Here is a 13,992-nt window from a genome sequence, read left to right on the forward strand (position 1 = left end):
CAGCGCACGTCGGCGGCGGTCAGAGGGCACGCCGGGTCTCATACCCGCCCATGCAAGCCCCAAACACGCAACCTCAGGAAAGTGGAATCGACAGCAGGGCCTCCGTCCCCCGGGCCGGACCGGCCTGCAGCCGGATCGTCCCGCGCATCTCGCCGAGCACGAGCTGCCGCACGATCTGCAGGCCCAGCCGCGGCGAGTGCTCGAGCTGGAAGTCCTCCGGCAGGCCCGCCCCGTCGTCAGCGACCACGACGTCGAGGCGGTCCAGCTCCCGCCGGACGCGGAGCTCGATCGCCCCGGCCGATCCATCGAACGCATGTTCGACAGCATTCTGCAGAAGTTCCGAAAGCACAAGGGCCAGCGGCGTGGCGAGCTCGCCGGGCAGCTGCCCGAACGATCCGGTGCGCCGCGTCGTGGCGCGTGTCCCGGTCGAGGCGAGGTCGACCGTCACCGAGGTGATCTGGTCGGCGATCTCGTCGAACGGCACGGACTCGCCCAGCGTCTGCGAAAGCGTCTCGTGGACGACCGCGATCGAGGTGACCCGCCGCACGGACTCCCGCAGGGCGTCCCGTGCCTCGTCCGCCTTCGTCCGCCGCATCTGCAGGCGCAGCAGAGCGGCCACCGTCTGCAGGTTGTTCTTGACGCGGTGATGTATCTCACGGATCGTCGCATCCTTGCTCAGCAGCTGGGCCTCCCGGCGCCGCAGCTCCGAGACGTCCCGCACGAGGACGAGCACCTCCCGGATCGCGCCGGGGTACAGCGGGATGGCGCGCAGGAGCACCACCGTGCTGCCCACCTCGAGCTCGACCTCGACCGGGCGCCGCCGGCTGATCGCATGCCACACCGCGGGCGTCGTCGCCGGCAGGTTGAGGGCGCGGTGCACGGTGCGCAGGTCCTCACCGGTGACGTTCCCGGTGTAGCCGAGGCGGCGGTAGGCGGACAGCGCGTTCGGGCTGGCGAAGATGACCTTGCCGGCACCGTCCAGTCGCATCATGCCGTCGCCCACCCGGGGCGGTTCCGGAAACTCCGCCGAGCCCGCGCGGAACGGAAAGGCACCCTCGGCGATCATGAGCGCCAGGTTGTTCGCGGCCTGGAGATAGGCCGATTCCAGCGCGCTCGGCGTGCGGGTCGTCGCGAGGTTGGTGTCGCGCGCCAGCACGGCGATCACCCGGTCGCCGTGGCGGACCGGAATCGCCTCGGTGCGGACGGGGACACCGCCGTCCCACTCCGGCTCGCCCTCCCGGGCGATGCGGTGCTCCCGCCAGGCGTTCTGGACCACCCACCGGTTGATGACGACGCTGCCCACCTCGTCGTTGTGGTAAGCCGTCGGACCGGTGGTGGGCCGTACCTGCGCCACGACCTGGAACTCCATGCCGCCGGCATGGCCGGCCCGAACCGCGCCGGACCGCACGGGCACGAGCAGCAGCAGGTCGGCGAACGACAGGTCGGCCAGCAGCGCCCAGTCCTCGACGAGGGCATGGAGGTGGTCGATGTCGTCGCCGGCGAGATCAGTACTCGCCCGCAGGGCGTCGGCCAGGGTTCCCACGGCACGCAGACTGCCAGATGCCGTCCGTGGCGTGCCGGGCGGCCGGGCCGGAATGCACCGTACGCTCGCCGACGTGACGCCCGATCCCACCCGCACCACGTCATCCGCCGCCCTGGTCGGCCCCCCGGACCCTCTGGCCAGCAGTGACGCGGACACGCTCGCCAGCGGCCCGCCCGTCTCGCCCGTCTCGCCCGCACCCGCCCCGGCTGGCACGACCGACCCGGCAGCGGCGTCGGATCCGCTCGGCTGGCTGGACGAGGCCGCGCGGCTGCGCGCGGCCGCCGGGCTGCACCGCGTGCTGCGCCCCCGTGCCCCCCGCGCCGCGGCGACAGCGGGGACGCCGACGACACCGGGCGTTGCCGGCGGGCCGGTCGAGCTGCCGGTCCAGGGCTCCCTGCAGCCCTGGACCAACGGCGATCTGCTGCTCGACCTCGCAGGCAACGACTACCTCGGCCTGGCCCGTCATCCCGAGGTGGTCGAGGGCGGAATCGCGGCGCTGCGTGCGTTCGGTGCCGGGTCGACCGGAAGCCGGCTGGTCAGCGGCACCACCACCCTGCACGGGGAGCTGGAGGAGGCGCTGGCCGCGCACCTCGGCTTCTCCGTCGCGCTGGTCTTCTCCTCCGGCTACGCGGCGAACCTGGCGATGCTGACCGTGCTCACAGGACCAGGTGACCTGGTCGTCTCGGATGAGCGCAACCACGCGTCGCTGGTGGACGCCTGCCGCCTCTCCCGGGCGGAGGTCCTGGTCACCCCACATGCGGATGTCGCCGCCGTCGACGAGGCGCTGGCCACCCGGGCCTGGCGGCGGGCGTTCGTCCTGACCGACTCGGTCTTCTCCGCGGACGGCGACCTGGCTCCGCTGCCGGCCCTGCATGCTGTCGCCCGGCGCCACGGCGCCGTGCTGCTCGTCGACGAGGCGCACGGGCTGGGGGTCGTCGGCCCGGGCGGGCGCGGCGCACTGGCCGCCGCCGGGCTGGCCGGTGAGCCGGATGTGGTCGCGACAGTGACGCTGTCCAAGTCGCTGGGGAGCCAGGGCGGGGCGGTACTGGGGCCGGCGGCGCTGCGCGACCATCTCATCGACACCGCCCGCACCTTCATCTTCGACACCGGTCTGGCGCCCGCGTGCGCGGGTTCCGCGCTGGCCGCGCTGCGGCTGCTGACCGCACGGCCGGAGCTGCCCGACCAGGTCCGGCACCGGGCCAGGCAGATCGCCGAGGCGACCGGCGCTCCGGAACCGGCCGGGGCCGTGGTCTCCGTGGTGCTCGGAGATCCCGAGCGCGCCGTCGCGGTCGCCGCCGCCTGTCGGGAGGACGGGGTCGCCGTCGGCTGCTTCCGGCCACCGACGGTCCCACCCGGGACGAGCCGGCTGCGGGTCGCCGCCCGCGCCGACCTCACCGACGGGGACATCGAGCGCGCCGTCGGCGTGATCACCAGTGCCATCGCCCGGATCCCCGCACCGTGAGCGTGATTGTCGTCACAGGAACCGGGACCGGGGTGGGCAAGACGGTGGTGACCGCGGCGCTGGCGGCACTGGCCGCCGACCGCGGCAGCACGGTGGCGGTGGTCAAGCCGGCGCAGACCGGTGTGCAGGCCGGCGAGCTCGGTGACGTGGACCTGGTCCGCGACCTCTCCGGCGTCGACGACGTCCACGAACTCGCCCGGTACACCGACCCGCTCGCGCCGGTCAGCGCCGCCCGGCGGGCCGGCCTGCCCACCCTCGACCTGGCCACCGTCGCCGGAACCGTCCGGGAGCTGCAGGCTGACCGCCGGCTGGTGCTGGTCGAGGGCGCCGGCGGGCTGCTCGTCCGGTACGACGACGACGGTTCCACCCTCGCCGACCTGGCCCGTGACCTGCGGGCGCCGGTTCTGGTGGTGACGACGGCGGGCCTGGGCTCGCTCAACGCGACCGCCCTGACCCTGGAAGCCATCGCGCACCGCGGGCTGGATCTGGCCGGCATCGTCATCGGCGCCTGGCCCGCCGAGCCGGATCTGGCCGCCCGCAGCAACATCACGGACCTGGAGCTGCTGGCTGCCCGACCGCTGGCCGGCGCCGTCCCGGAGGGCGCCGGCCTGCTCGACACCGCACGGTTCCGGGACGTCGCGCGCGCCTCGCTGGAACCAGCCCTCGGCGGCGCGTTCAACGCCGCACGGTTCCGCTCCCGGCACACTGCATGACGGTGCCGCGGCCCCAGGACGGTGCCGGACGAACGACAGCGCCGGGCAGCGGCGACCGGCACCGGGCGGACGCACGTCACAACACGCGCGCGAGCCCCGCGGATGACTGAACAATGGACACTCCAAGCCCGACCGGTGGACACCACCACGCCGCCGGCACGACCTCACGATGAGGACCAACCTGTGACCGCACCTGTGACCACGACAGTGGAAACGTCCACGGCCGCCGGGACAGCCGACGGTGACCTGCTCGCCCGGGCCCGGCAGCAGGTCCTCGAGGAGGGCCGAGGGCTCGACGAACAGGACGTCCTGGCGGTGCTACGGCTGCCCGACGAGACGCTCACCGACCTGCTCGCGCTGGCCCACGAGGTGCGGCTGCGCTGGTGCGGGCCGGAGGTCGAGGTCGAGGGCATCATCAGCCTGAAGACCGGCGGCTGCCCGGAGGACTGCCACTTCTGCTCGCAGTCCGGGCGGTTCGACTCCCCCGTGCGCTCCGCGTGGCTGGACATCCCGTCCCTCGTCGACGCCGCGAAGGCCACGGCGGCGACCGGAGCCACCGAGTTCTGCATCGTCGCCGCGGTCCGCGGACCCGACGAGCGGCTGATGGCGCAGATCCGCGAGGGCGTGGCGGCGATCCGGGCGGCGGTCGACATCAACGTCGCCTGCTCGCTCGGCATGCTGACGCAGGAGCAGGTGGACGAGCTCGCCGACCTGGGCGTCCACCGCTACAACCACAACCTCGAGACCGCCCGTTCCTACTTCCCCCAGGTGGTCACCACCCACAGCTGGGAGGAGCGCTGGGAGACCTGCGAGCTCGTCCGGGCCGCGGGGATGGAGCTGTGCTGTGGGGCGATCATCGGCGTCGGCGAGACGCTGGAACAGCGCGCCGAGCTGGCCGCCCAGCTCGCGGCCCTGGAGCCGGACGAGGTGCCGCTGAACTTCCTCAACCCGCGGCCGGGCACGCCGTTCGGCGATCTCCCGCCGGTCGAGGCGCGGGAGGCGCTGCGCACCATCGCCGCCTTCCGGCTGGCGCTGCCGCGCACCATCCTGCGCTATGCCGGAGGCCGGGAGATCACCCTCGGCGACCTGGACGTCCAGGGCATGCAGGGCGGTATCAACGCGGTGATCGTCGGCAACTACCTGACGACCCTCGGCAAGAACCCCGACAGCGACCTGGCCATGCTCGCCGAGCTCCGCATGCCGATCAAGTCGCTGCAGGCCACCCTGTAGGCACCCGCACCACAGCCAGGCACCCGCACCACAGCCAGGCACCCGCACCACAGCGCCGCCGGGCCACCCGGGCGCCGCCGACGGCGTCGCCCGGGTCTCAGGACCCCGTGAACGTGCCGTGCTCCGCGCAGTGCGCGCTCCACCCCAGCGGGGTCACCTGGACGACGAGGCGGCGCCGGCAGGACGCGCAGTAACGCGGCGGCTCGAGCGCCCGGGCACGCGCACAGGCCTCATGGCTGCCAATGCTCGCGAGCTGACCGCAGCGGTCGCAGAACGAGGCCTCCATGAGACGTCACCCTATGGCACGAACCGCCCGCCGCGGCCGGGTCAGGACTCGACGACGGCGATCAGGTCGCCGTCCTGCACGACGTCACCCTCGTGCACGGCGATGCTGGCGACGGTGCCGCCATCCTCGCTGATCACCGGGATCTCCATCTTCATGGAGTCGAGGATGACCAGCGCGTCGCCGGCGGCGACGGAGTCACCCACGCCGACGACGACCTTCCAGACATTGGCGACCATCTCGGCACGGACTTCCTCCGCCATCGCAGATCTCCTCTTCGCCTCGGCCACGCGCATGGCCTCGACCACGTTGCGGCACTGACAATGTGAGCGTAGTGGCCGCCGCCCGGGCGCCGGGCCCGAGTCCGGCGACTCGCCGCCGGGCGGCTCCCCGGCCGTCTGCCGCCACCTGTCGCCGCCTGCCCACCGCCACCCGGCCCGCGCCGACCACACCCACGGGCCTGGCCGGGGGGCAGGGGCACCCGCCGCCCGCGGCGCCGCGGGCGACACCGCCCACGTCGGCGGGGTGCGGGCAGCCCGCACCCGCGGCGGACGGGTCACACAGGCGGCCCGTGCGGCGCACCCGGGCCCGCACCGTCCACACTTACGGATGTGCTCGTACTCCTCCTCCTGACCCTCCTGTGCGGGTTGGCCGTGGGTCTCGCGAGGGGCGGAACCCTGGACGCCCTCAGCCGCGTGTACATCGCCCGGCCCCTGCTGTTCGTCGGAGTGGTGGCGGTGCTGGCCTTCGGCCGGCTCGTCGGCCCACTGCACAGCCCGGCCTGGATCCTCGCCTCGGCCGGCCTGCTGGCCTTCGCCCTGACCAACAGCCGGCTCCCCGGCCTCCCCCTGCTGTGCGCCGGCGTGATCCTCAACGCCGTCGTGATCAGTGCGAACGGCGGGGACATGCCCGTCTCGGAGTGGGGCGCCGACCGCGCCGGAGTGCCCGTCGAGGACATCAGATCCTCCGACTTCCACACGGTGGCGGATTCGGGCACGTCGCTGCGCCTCCTCAGCGACATCCTCCCGCTGCCCACCCCCGCCGCTCCGGCCGTGGTCAGTCTGGGGGACGTCCTGATGGCCGCCGGTCTGGGACTGTTCGGCGGGGTGGCCCCGGTGCGGGCGCGCCGGACCCTGCAGGCACGGCTGGCGGCCACCCTCGGCCGGCCGCGCCGGAGCACGCCGGCCCCCTTCGACCCGGATCCGCAGGGACACGGGGACAGCGACAGCCGTGCGCCCGGCCCGCAGGACGGGAACAGCCTCGACGAGGACCAGTACGACGAGCCGGACGACGGCCCGGCAGACGACATCGCCCTCGAGGACGACCCTGCCGACGACGGACCGGACCACCTCGAACCGGACCACCTCGAACCGGTCGGCCACGAGCCGGTCGGCATGCTGCCTGACCAGGAGCCGCCGACGGGTGTCCGGGGCGCTGCCGTCCCCGTGGGCGCCACCGCAGCCGGTGACGGCCGGTCAGGCGCCGGTCCCGGGGGCGACCACCCGGCTGCCGGTCTCTCCGTCGGCGACGCCGGCGGCGGAGGCCCCGACAGTGGCGCCGGGGCGGATGACGATGACCCTGGCGAGGACGGCCGGACCGGAACCGGCGGCACCGCCGTCGGCGGACCGCCGGCCGCCGAGCCCGGGGGACACCGCAGCGGCGACACCCGCCAGCCCGTCGACTGAGCCCGTCCTGACGACCCGCAGCCGCGGGCTGGCAGTATGTGGCCGACGGAGGAAAGGAGGCCACCATGGCGAAGAAGAAGCGCAAGCGGCGCGCCAGGGCCAAGAGCAAGGCCAACCACGGCAAGCGTCCGAACACCTGACAGTCGGCCCGGGCGGGCCGGGGCGGGGCGGCAGCTGTGCTGTGCCCGGCCAGGCCCGCCCGGGTGCTTGGGCCATCCGTCCCCGGGTCAGGCGCCTCCGGCGTCGATTCAAAGGCCTCCGGCACCGGCCGTGGCGGTCGTGGCGGTGAGCCGGCCACGGATCCAGTCGACGGTGTTGCCGAGCCCCGTGTCGAGGTCGACCAGCGGGCGCCAGCCCACCTCTCGTTCGGCGAGGTCGACGTTCAGCGAGATGTGTTGCAGCTCGCCGGGGCGGGCCGGGGCGAACTGCGGCTCGTCCGGCACGCCGGCGAGGCGTGCGACCCGGCCGTGCAGGTCACGGACCGTGGTCTCGACCGACGTACCGATGTTGAGCCGCCGGCCGTTGGCGGCCTCGGCCGGCAGGCAGCGGGCGAAGGCGTCCGCGACGTCGCCGACGTAGACGTAGTCACGGCTGGTGGTGCCGTCACCGAAGATCTTCGTCGGGCGCCCCTCCAGCATCGCCGTGCCGAAGATCGCCACCACCCCGGCCTCGCCGTGCGGATCCTGCCGCGGGCCGTAGACGTTGCCCAGGGCGAGCGCTGTGGTGCCGAGTCCGTAGGTCGCACGGTAGACGTTGAGGTACAGCTCTCCGGCGGCCTTGCCCGCCGCGTACGGCGACTCCGGCGCGGGCGCGGCCGACTCGTCGACCGGGAGCACCGTCGGAGTGCCGTAGATCGAGCCACCGGACGAGGTGTGGATCACCTTCGACGCGCCGGCCAGCCGGGCCGCCTCGAGCACGTTGATCGTGCCGAGCACGTTGAGGCGCGCGTCGTGCAGCGGATCGGCCACACTGATCCGGACGTCGATCTGCGCGGCGAGATGCGCGATCACGTCCGGCCGGACCCGGGCGACGAAGTCCGCCAGGTCGGGGGCGGTGATGTCGCCGCGCTCGAACGAGAAGCGGGCGTCCGACGCGGCCTGTGCCAGGTTCTCCAGCCGCCCGGACGACAGGTCGTCCAGGCCGACGACCTGGTGGCCGTCAGCAAGCATCCGATCGACGACGGTGGAACCGATGAAACCGGCCGCGCCGGTGACGAGGATACGCACGCCCCGGAGCCTAACCGCCACCTTCGGGTGGCCCGCGCCCGCGGTGCGCGGCTGGTCCGGGGCTCCTGGGCCGCCTCGGCGACCCGGCGGCGGCTCCCGGCGACTTCCCCCCGGGGCCGGGGAGCCCGGCCCGGCGGCCCCGGCCGGCTGCCCGGCGGCTACTCCGGGCGGCGGCTACTCCGGGCGGAACTCGGCCGCGTCGGCGCCCGAGCGGGCCGCCCGCAGCCGGGCCATGACACTGAGCCGCAGCGAGTCCGGCGCGCGCTCGCCGCCGCAGGTGCGGGCGACGAGCATCTTCACCTCGTGTTCCACGCCGAACTCACGCAGGCAGGGCGAGCACTCGTCCAGATGCGCACGGATCAGGTCGTGGTCGGAGCCGTTACACTCGCCGTCCAGATAAAGGAAGACCGCGTCGAGTACCTTCCGGCAGTCGATGTTGTGGGAAGCTCCGCAGCTCACGACCCACCGCCCTCGTTCTCGCCGGTCCCGGCCGGCACAAGGCCCCGCTCCAGTGCGTAGTGCTCGAGCGACTTGCGCAGACCGCGGCGCCCACGGTGCAACCGGGACATGACCGTTCCGATCGGCGTGCCCATGATCTCGGCGATCTCCTTGTAGGAGAACCCCTCGACATCGGCGAGGTACACCGCCATCCGGAAGTCCTCGGGAAGTGCCTGGAGCGCCTGGGTGATGTCGCTGTCGGGCAGGTGCTCCAACGCCTCCGCCTCGGCGCTCTTCAGCCCCGTGGAGGTGTGCGACTCGGCCTCGGCCAGCTGCCAGTCCTCGACCTGCTCGGTCGGGCTCTGCAACGGCTGCCGCTGCCGCTTCCGGTAGGTGTTGATGAAGGTGTTCGTCAGGATGCGGTAAAGCCAGGCCTTGAGGTTCGTGCCCTCCTGAAACTGGTGGAACGCCGCAAACGCCTTCACGAAGGTCTCCTGAACGAGATCCTCCGCGTCGGCGGGATTGCGTGTCATGCGCAACGCGGCCGCGTACAGCTGATCGAGGAACGGCAGCGCGTCGCGTTCGAAACGCGCGCCCCGCTCCTCCACGGTCTCGTCGTTGGTCCCGTCGACCAGGATCACTTCCTCACCATGCCGTGCGCCGGCCCGTGGGCCGGACGCCGCCCCGCCGGTGACCGCCCGGGCGAACCTTCTCTCCGCGCCGGACGATACCCCCGCCGCCGGCCGGGCGCGTCCCGGTCCGCCGGGGGGGCCGCCGTGCGAGGGCCGGGCCGCGCGGTGTTCCGCCGGCGACGACGCCGCAATGCCGTGGTGGTACCTCATCGAACCTCCGTGCCGCGGGCCCGCCCGGGGCCACACCACCTCGGTGCGGCCCGGCCGGACCAGGCATCAAGCGCTTCCTCCTCGGCAAACCCGCGAACGTCAGCCGCAATTCCCGGTTCCCCGCCGCGAAGCTGGGTATCAGAGGTGGACGTGAGCACATATCGGGGGTGCGGCCTGCCCGCGTCCCAGGCACCTGCCCACGGCCAGGCCCCGTCACCGGCCCCGTCACCGGCCCAGGCCCCGTCACCGGGCCGGGCTCAGGCCCCGTCGGTGAGCAGGTGGCCGAGCAGCCAGGTGGCACCGACGTCCGCGGCCTCGGCTGTCACGTCGTCCACCGTCCGGGCGTCCCGGAGCCGGACGCGGAACGAGTGGTCGGCGCCCGCCACGATGTGGAGGGACACCGCTCGGGCCGGGTCGGACGACGCCGGGTCGGGCGACGCCGGGTCGGGCGACGCCGGGTCGGGCGACGCCGGGTGCGGCCCGGGCGCCGGGTGCGGCACAGGAGTGCCGAACGCATCCCGCTCCCCCTGGACCACCAGCACCGGAACACCCGCGCCGGCCAGCTCGGGGGCACGCGAGGGCCGCCCACCCGGTGGCAGCAGGGGAAAGCCCAGCGCCAGCACGGCGCGGGCCCCGACCGCGCGGGCGCACCGGACCGCCACCCGCGATCCCATCGACGCGCCGGCCAGCCCCAGCACCGCGGGGCGGCCCAGCACCTCGGTCGCGGCGGTGAGCACGGCGTCCAGCCGGGCCGGCCGGTCCGGGGCACGCCGGCCGGCCACCCGGTAGGGCATCTCCAGCGCGGCGACGCGCACCCCGGCAGCCGTGAGGCGACCCGCGAGCGCCGTCAGTACCGGGGTGTCGGTGCCGCTGCCCGCTCCGTGCAGCAGCACCACCGTCGCACCGGGCCGGGCCAGGCCGGCGGCCCGCGCGGGAACCGTGCGCAGGCGCCCTCCGTCCACATCTACGGGGGGCTCGACATCCACGGAGGCGACAGGCAGTGCCACGCCGTGTTCTCCGTCGCCCGAGCCACTCCGGAGGGACATTGCGTGGTCGGGCTGAACATCTGTCAGAATTTCACCGTGCGTGTGTGACTTGCCTCGCATCATTACCCCTCGAAGGGTAGGAACGGTCAATGCTGTCTGGCGCCGAAGCCGACGCTCACTCGTCCCGGGCGAACACGCTGGTCTGTGAGGCCCCGGCCGACAGTGACGACCCCTACTGGGCCTTCTACGAGGAGGTCGCCTCGGCCCAGCTGCGGGAGTGGCTGCCCACCGAGCCGGTCCGTGTCCTCGATGTCTCGGGCCCGCGGGCCAGATTCGCACGCCAGATGGTCGCCGCCGGCCACGAGGTGGTGCGGGTGGTCGGCAGCCTGAGCAGCATCGACGCGCCCGGCGAGAGCGGGCCGGCGCCCGGTCCGGGCCGGCTGCGGCGGGTCGTCGGCGACGCCCGCTCGCTCGACTGGTTCCGCCCCGGCGCCTTCGACGCGGTCCTCGCCGAGGCCCGCGCGCTGTCGTTCTGCCTGGCCACCGAGACCACACTGGAGGAGATCCATCGCATGCTGCGGCCCGGCGGCCGCCTGCTGCTGTGTGTCGACTCGCTGCTGCTCGGCCTGGCGCGGCTCGCCGAGCAGCACCGGTGGGCGGAGCTGTCGGACGTCCCACGCGCCGACGTCGTGCTCGTCCCGGCCGAGGACGGGACCATCACCCGCTGTTTCTGGCCCGAGGAGCTGCGTGCCCTGCTGACCAGCGCGGGCCTGGAGGTCGACTGGATCCGTCCGCGCACGGTGCTCTCCGCGGAGGCCGTCCGACGGGCCGTGGCCGAGGACGTCTCCTGCTTTCCGACCCTCGTCCGCACCGAGGTGGAGCTCGCCGCCGAGCGTGAGGGCGAGTCGATCGGCATCCATCTGATCGCGTCGGCCCGCCGGCCCGACTGACGCTCGATCCGGCATGCTGGCAGGGTGACCACCACCACCCACGCGCAGCGTGAGCAGATCGACCCGTGGCCGGCGCCGGTGGCGACCGGGCCGGTCCGGGCCACTGTCGCCGTTCCGGGCTCGAAATCGGGTACGAACCGGGCGCTCGTCCTGGCCGCGGTGGCCGATGGCACGTCCCGGCTGCGGGCGCCGCTGCGCTCGCGGGACACCCTGCTCATGGCGGGCGCGCTGCGGGCGCTCGGGGCGGAGGTCACCGACGCGCCCGGGGCACCGGGCACCTCCGCCGCCTCCACCGAGGCGGATCTGGTCGTCACCGGGCCCCTCGGCACGATCAGCGGCGGCGCGGCCACGGTCGACTGCGGGAACGCGGGGACCGTCGCACGCTTCACGCCGGCGCTGGCCACGCTGGCCCGCGGCGACGTCCACTTCGACGGCGATCCACGGATGCGGGAACGCCCGCTCACCCCGCTGCTGGCGGCACTGCGCGGCCTCGGGGCGCGGATCGACGGCGACCTGATGCCCTTCACGGTGCGGGGCAGCGGCGGCATCCCCGGCGGAGCGGTGACCGTGGACGCGTCGACGTCCAGCCAGCTGGTGTCCGGGCTGCTGCTGGGCGCGGCCCGCTTCGAGCACGGGGCGACCGTGACACACGCCGGCCACCGGCTGCCGTCCGGGCCGTACCTGGACATGACGGTCGCCGACCTGCGCGCGGCCGGTGTGGTGGTGCATGTCGATGATCCGTCCGTCGCGGGCGGCCGAGGCGCCGAGGCCGATCCGGGCGCGGCGCCGTCGACCCGGCGCTGGCGGGTCGAGCCGGGCGGGCCGCAGGCACGCGACCGGGTGATCGAGCCGGATCTCAACAGTGCGGCCGCCTTCCTCGCCGCGGCGGCCGCCACCGGCGGCCAGGTGACGATCCCGGGCTGGCCGGAGCGGACCGAGCAGCCCGGCCGGATGCTGCCCGACCTGCTGGTGGCGATGGGCGCCCAGGCGGAACTCGGCCCCGAGGGCCTGCGGGTCACCGGCGGCGGGCGCCTCACCGGCATCGACGTCGACCTGTCCGACTTCGGCGAGGCCGCGCCGGTTCTGACCGGGCTCGCCGTGCTGGCGGAGTCACCGTCGCGGCTGCGCGGCATCGCCCACCTGCGCCTGCAGGAGACGGATCGGCTGGCCGCGCTGGCCAGCGAGCTCGGCAGGCTCGGTGCCCGGGTCGCCGTCACCGAGGACGGTCTGCGGATCGACCCGGCGCCGCTGCACGGCGGTCGCCTCGACCCGCACGCCGACCACCGGCTGGCGATGACCTTCGCTGTGGTGGGCCTGGTGGTGCCGGGCGTGACCGTCGACGACATCGCCACGACCGGAAAGACCGTCCCCGATTTCGCCCGGATGTGGACGACGATGCTGGCCGGCTGACACCGTGGCTCGCGAGTTGGATGAGGACGACGTCCGGACCCGGCCGGGCCGGGGCTCCCGGCCGCGGACCCGGCAGCGCCCCGAGCACGCGGACGCGGCGGGAGCCGTCGTGGTCGCGGTGGACCGGGGCCGCTACACCTGCCGGCCGGCGGCGGGCGCCCCGTTCGCCGCCCCGTTCGTCGCCGCGGTGCGCGGCGGGTCGATGCGCCGGACGTCCGTCGTCGTCGGCGACCGGGTCGAGCTGGTCGGCGACCTGTCGGGCCAGCCGGGTTCGCTGGCGCGCATCGTGCGCCGCGACGAGCGGAGCAGCCTGCTGCGGCGCACCGCCGACGACACCGACCCGGTCGAGCGGCCGATCGTCGCCAACGCCGATCTCCTGGTGATCGTCTGCGCGCTGACCGATCCCCCGCCGCGCACCGGGCTGATCGACCGCTGCCTGGTCGCCGCGTACGACGGCGGTCTCACCCCGGTGCTGTGCCTGACCAAGGCGGATCTCGCCGACCCCGGGCCGGTCCGGGCGTCGTACCAGCCGCTCGGGCTACCCGTCGTCACCACCCGGCCGGCAGGCGATCTCGGCCCGCTGCTCGCCCTGCTGCAGGACGCGACCAGCGTCTTCTTCGGCCACAGCGGGGTCGGTAAGTCGACCCTGGTGAACCGCCTGGTCCCGGACGCGGACCGGGCGATCGGCGTGGTGAACGCGGTGACCGGGCGCGGCCGGCACACCTCGTCCGCAGCCGTCGCGCTGGCGCTCCCCGACGGGGGGACGGTGGTCGACACCCCGGGCATCCGCTCGTTCGGGCTGGGAGCCGTCCAGCTCGACCGGGTGCTGCTCGCCTTCGACGATCTCGCGGCGGCGACGGCCGACTGCGAGCCCGGCTGTGATCACCTGACCTCGCCGGACTGCGGCCTCGACGAGGCCGTCCGCCGGGGCCGGGCCGACCCCACTCGGGTGGAGAGCCTGCGGCGGCTGCTCGCCGCCCGGGTCACGCCCGGCTGACGTCCGGCCGACGTCCGGGTGACGTCCGGCCGACGTCCGGGTGACGTCCGGGTGACGTATGCCGGTGACGTGCCATGGCGGGGGCGCGCGGGACGTGCCCGGAGCAGCCCCTGCGGGCACACAACCGCGGGCGTCCCAGCACAGCGCGCGACCCAGCAGGGCTAGCGTCGGTCATGTGATCGACAAACCGTGCCCCGGACAGAGTGATCATGCTATGACGGCGCCTA

General features: G+C 74.2%; 15 protein-coding genes. 8 read left to right on the forward strand and 7 right to left on the reverse strand.

What is annotated here, in order from left to right; all coding sequences use genetic code 11:
* Positions 1 to 73 precede the first annotated feature (73 nt).
* Positions 74 to 1,543 (reverse strand): sensor histidine kinase, encoded by a 1,470-nt coding sequence (locus B207_RS0100135; protein ID WP_018634478.1) that lies wholly within the window; start codon positions 1,541 to 1,543, stop codon positions 74 to 76.
* A 52-nt stretch (positions 1,544 to 1,595) separates the two neighbouring features.
* Here B207_RS0100135 and B207_RS0100140 point away from each other — a divergent pair, with 52 nt between their 5' ends.
* The 3 genes from B207_RS0100140 to bioB all read left to right on the forward strand — a co-directional run bounded on the left by B207_RS0100140 (position 1,596) and on the right by bioB (position 4,948).
* Positions 1,596 to 3,005 (forward strand): 8-amino-7-oxononanoate synthase, encoded by a 1,410-nt coding sequence (locus B207_RS0100140; protein WP_063820879.1) that lies wholly within the window; start codon positions 1,596 to 1,598, stop codon positions 3,003 to 3,005.
* The gene (gene bioD, locus B207_RS0100145) at positions 3,002 to 3,718 is read left to right on the forward strand and encodes a dethiobiotin synthase (protein ID WP_018634480.1); all 717 of its coding nucleotides are present in this window, start codon (positions 3,002 to 3,004) and stop codon (positions 3,716 to 3,718) included. Before B207_RS0100140 ends, bioD begins: the two co-directional genes overlap by 4 nt.
* Before the next feature lie 183 nt (positions 3,719 to 3,901).
* Positions 3,902 to 4,948 carry a biotin synthase BioB gene (gene bioB / locus B207_RS0100150; protein WP_018634481.1) on the forward strand — a complete coding sequence of 349 codons (1,047 nt, stop codon included), beginning with the start codon at positions 3,902 to 3,904 and terminating at the stop codon, positions 4,946 to 4,948.
* A gap of 97 nt (positions 4,949 to 5,045) precedes the next feature.
* Here bioB and bsaP read toward each other — a convergent pair whose 3' ends face one another.
* Both bsaP and B207_RS0100160 read right to left on the reverse strand, forming a co-directional pair.
* Positions 5,046 to 5,234, reverse strand: a complete 189-nt coding sequence (gene bsaP, locus B207_RS0100155) for a biotin synthase auxiliary protein BsaP (RefSeq protein WP_018634482.1) — start codon at positions 5,232 to 5,234, stop codon at positions 5,046 to 5,048.
* Between the two features lie 41 nt (positions 5,235 to 5,275).
* Positions 5,276 to 5,494, reverse strand: coding sequence for a biotin/lipoyl-binding carrier protein (locus tag B207_RS0100160; RefSeq protein WP_018634483.1), 219 nt, complete (start codon positions 5,492 to 5,494; stop codon positions 5,276 to 5,278).
* 390 nt (positions 5,495 to 5,884) lie between these two features.
* On the opposite strand from B207_RS0100160, the gene B207_RS40420 reads away from it, so the two are divergent.
* Both B207_RS40420 and B207_RS42695 read left to right on the forward strand, forming a co-directional pair.
* Entirely contained in the window at positions 5,885 to 6,916 is a 1,032-nt protein-coding gene (locus B207_RS40420; RefSeq protein ID WP_230204756.1) for a DUF5317 domain-containing protein, read from the forward strand.
* A gap of 65 nt (positions 6,917 to 6,981) precedes the next feature.
* The gene (locus tag B207_RS42695; RefSeq protein ID WP_369299096.1) at positions 6,982 to 7,056 is read left to right on the forward strand and encodes a 50S ribosomal protein bL37; all 75 of its coding nucleotides are present in this window, start codon (positions 6,982 to 6,984) and stop codon (positions 7,054 to 7,056) included.
* A gap of 108 nt (positions 7,057 to 7,164) precedes the next feature.
* Here the strand turns inward: B207_RS42695 and B207_RS0100170 are convergent, their stop codons facing one another.
* The 4 genes from B207_RS0100170 to B207_RS0100185 all read right to left on the reverse strand — a co-directional run bounded on the left by B207_RS0100170 (position 7,165) and on the right by B207_RS0100185 (position 10,528).
* Positions 7,165 to 8,142, reverse strand: coding sequence for an NAD-dependent epimerase/dehydratase family protein (locus B207_RS0100170; protein WP_018634486.1), 978 nt, complete (start codon positions 8,140 to 8,142; stop codon positions 7,165 to 7,167).
* 174 nt (positions 8,143 to 8,316) lie between these two features.
* Entirely contained in the window at positions 8,317 to 8,601 is a 285-nt protein-coding gene (gene rsrA / locus B207_RS0100175; protein ID WP_018634487.1) for a mycothiol system anti-sigma-R factor, read from the reverse strand.
* Positions 8,598 to 9,422, reverse strand: a complete 825-nt coding sequence (locus B207_RS0100180; protein WP_326828380.1) for a sigma-70 family RNA polymerase sigma factor — start codon at positions 9,420 to 9,422, stop codon at positions 8,598 to 8,600. Before B207_RS0100180 ends, rsrA begins: the two co-directional genes overlap by 4 nt.
* A 257-nt stretch (positions 9,423 to 9,679) precedes the next feature.
* Complete coding sequence (locus B207_RS0100185; protein WP_035739627.1) at positions 9,680 to 10,528, reverse strand: alpha/beta hydrolase family protein; 849 nt, start codon at positions 10,526 to 10,528, stop codon at positions 9,680 to 9,682.
* 29 nt (positions 10,529 to 10,557) lie between these two features.
* On the opposite strand from B207_RS0100185, the gene B207_RS0100190 reads away from it, so the two are divergent.
* From B207_RS0100190 to rsgA, 3 genes are read left to right on the forward strand one after another with little or no spacing between them, the layout of a single operon-like run.
* Positions 10,558 to 11,358 (forward strand): methyltransferase domain-containing protein, encoded by an 801-nt coding sequence (locus tag B207_RS0100190; RefSeq protein ID WP_018634490.1) that lies wholly within the window; start codon positions 10,558 to 10,560, stop codon positions 11,356 to 11,358.
* A gap of 24 nt (positions 11,359 to 11,382) precedes the next feature.
* A complete protein-coding gene (aroA, locus tag B207_RS0100195; RefSeq protein ID WP_018634491.1) occupies positions 11,383 to 12,768 on the forward strand; it encodes a 3-phosphoshikimate 1-carboxyvinyltransferase in 1,386 nt (461 codons plus the stop codon).
* Positions 12,769 to 12,772: 4 nt separating this feature from the next.
* Positions 12,773 to 13,765, forward strand: a complete 993-nt coding sequence (rsgA, locus tag B207_RS0100200) for a ribosome small subunit-dependent GTPase A (RefSeq protein WP_026310508.1) — start codon at positions 12,773 to 12,775, stop codon at positions 13,763 to 13,765.
* Positions 13,766 to 13,992: the final 227 nt, after the last annotated feature.

Origin of the sequence: Parafrankia elaeagni (assembly GCF_000374165.1) — a bacterium.
Lineage (GTDB): Bacteria > Actinomycetota > Actinomycetes > Frankiales > Frankiaceae > Parafrankia > Parafrankia elaeagni.

What these genes read in the sequence shown, in the direction of transcription:
- B207_RS0100190 (WP_018634490.1), top strand. Translation starts at nt 10,558, where the DNA reads ATGCTGTCTGGCGCCGAAGCCGACGCTCACTCGTCCCGGGCGAACACG.
- B207_RS0100180 (WP_326828380.1), bottom strand. Translation starts at nt 9,422, where the DNA reads ATGAGGTACCACCACGGCATTGCGGCGTCGTCGCCGGCGGAACACCGC.
- bsaP (WP_018634482.1), bottom strand. Translation starts at nt 5,234, where the DNA reads ATGGAGGCCTCGTTCTGCGACCGCTGCGGTCAGCTCGCGAGCATTGGC.
- B207_RS0100185 (WP_035739627.1), bottom strand. Translation starts at nt 10,528, where the DNA reads ATGCGAGGCAAGTCACACACGCACGGTGAAATTCTGACAGATGTTCAG.
- B207_RS0100140 (WP_063820879.1), top strand. Translation starts at nt 1,596, where the DNA reads ATGCACCGTACGCTCGCCGACGTGACGCCCGATCCCACCCGCACCACG.
- B207_RS0100160 (WP_018634483.1), bottom strand. Translation starts at nt 5,494, where the DNA reads ATGGCGGAGGAAGTCCGTGCCGAGATGGTCGCCAATGTCTGGAAGGTC.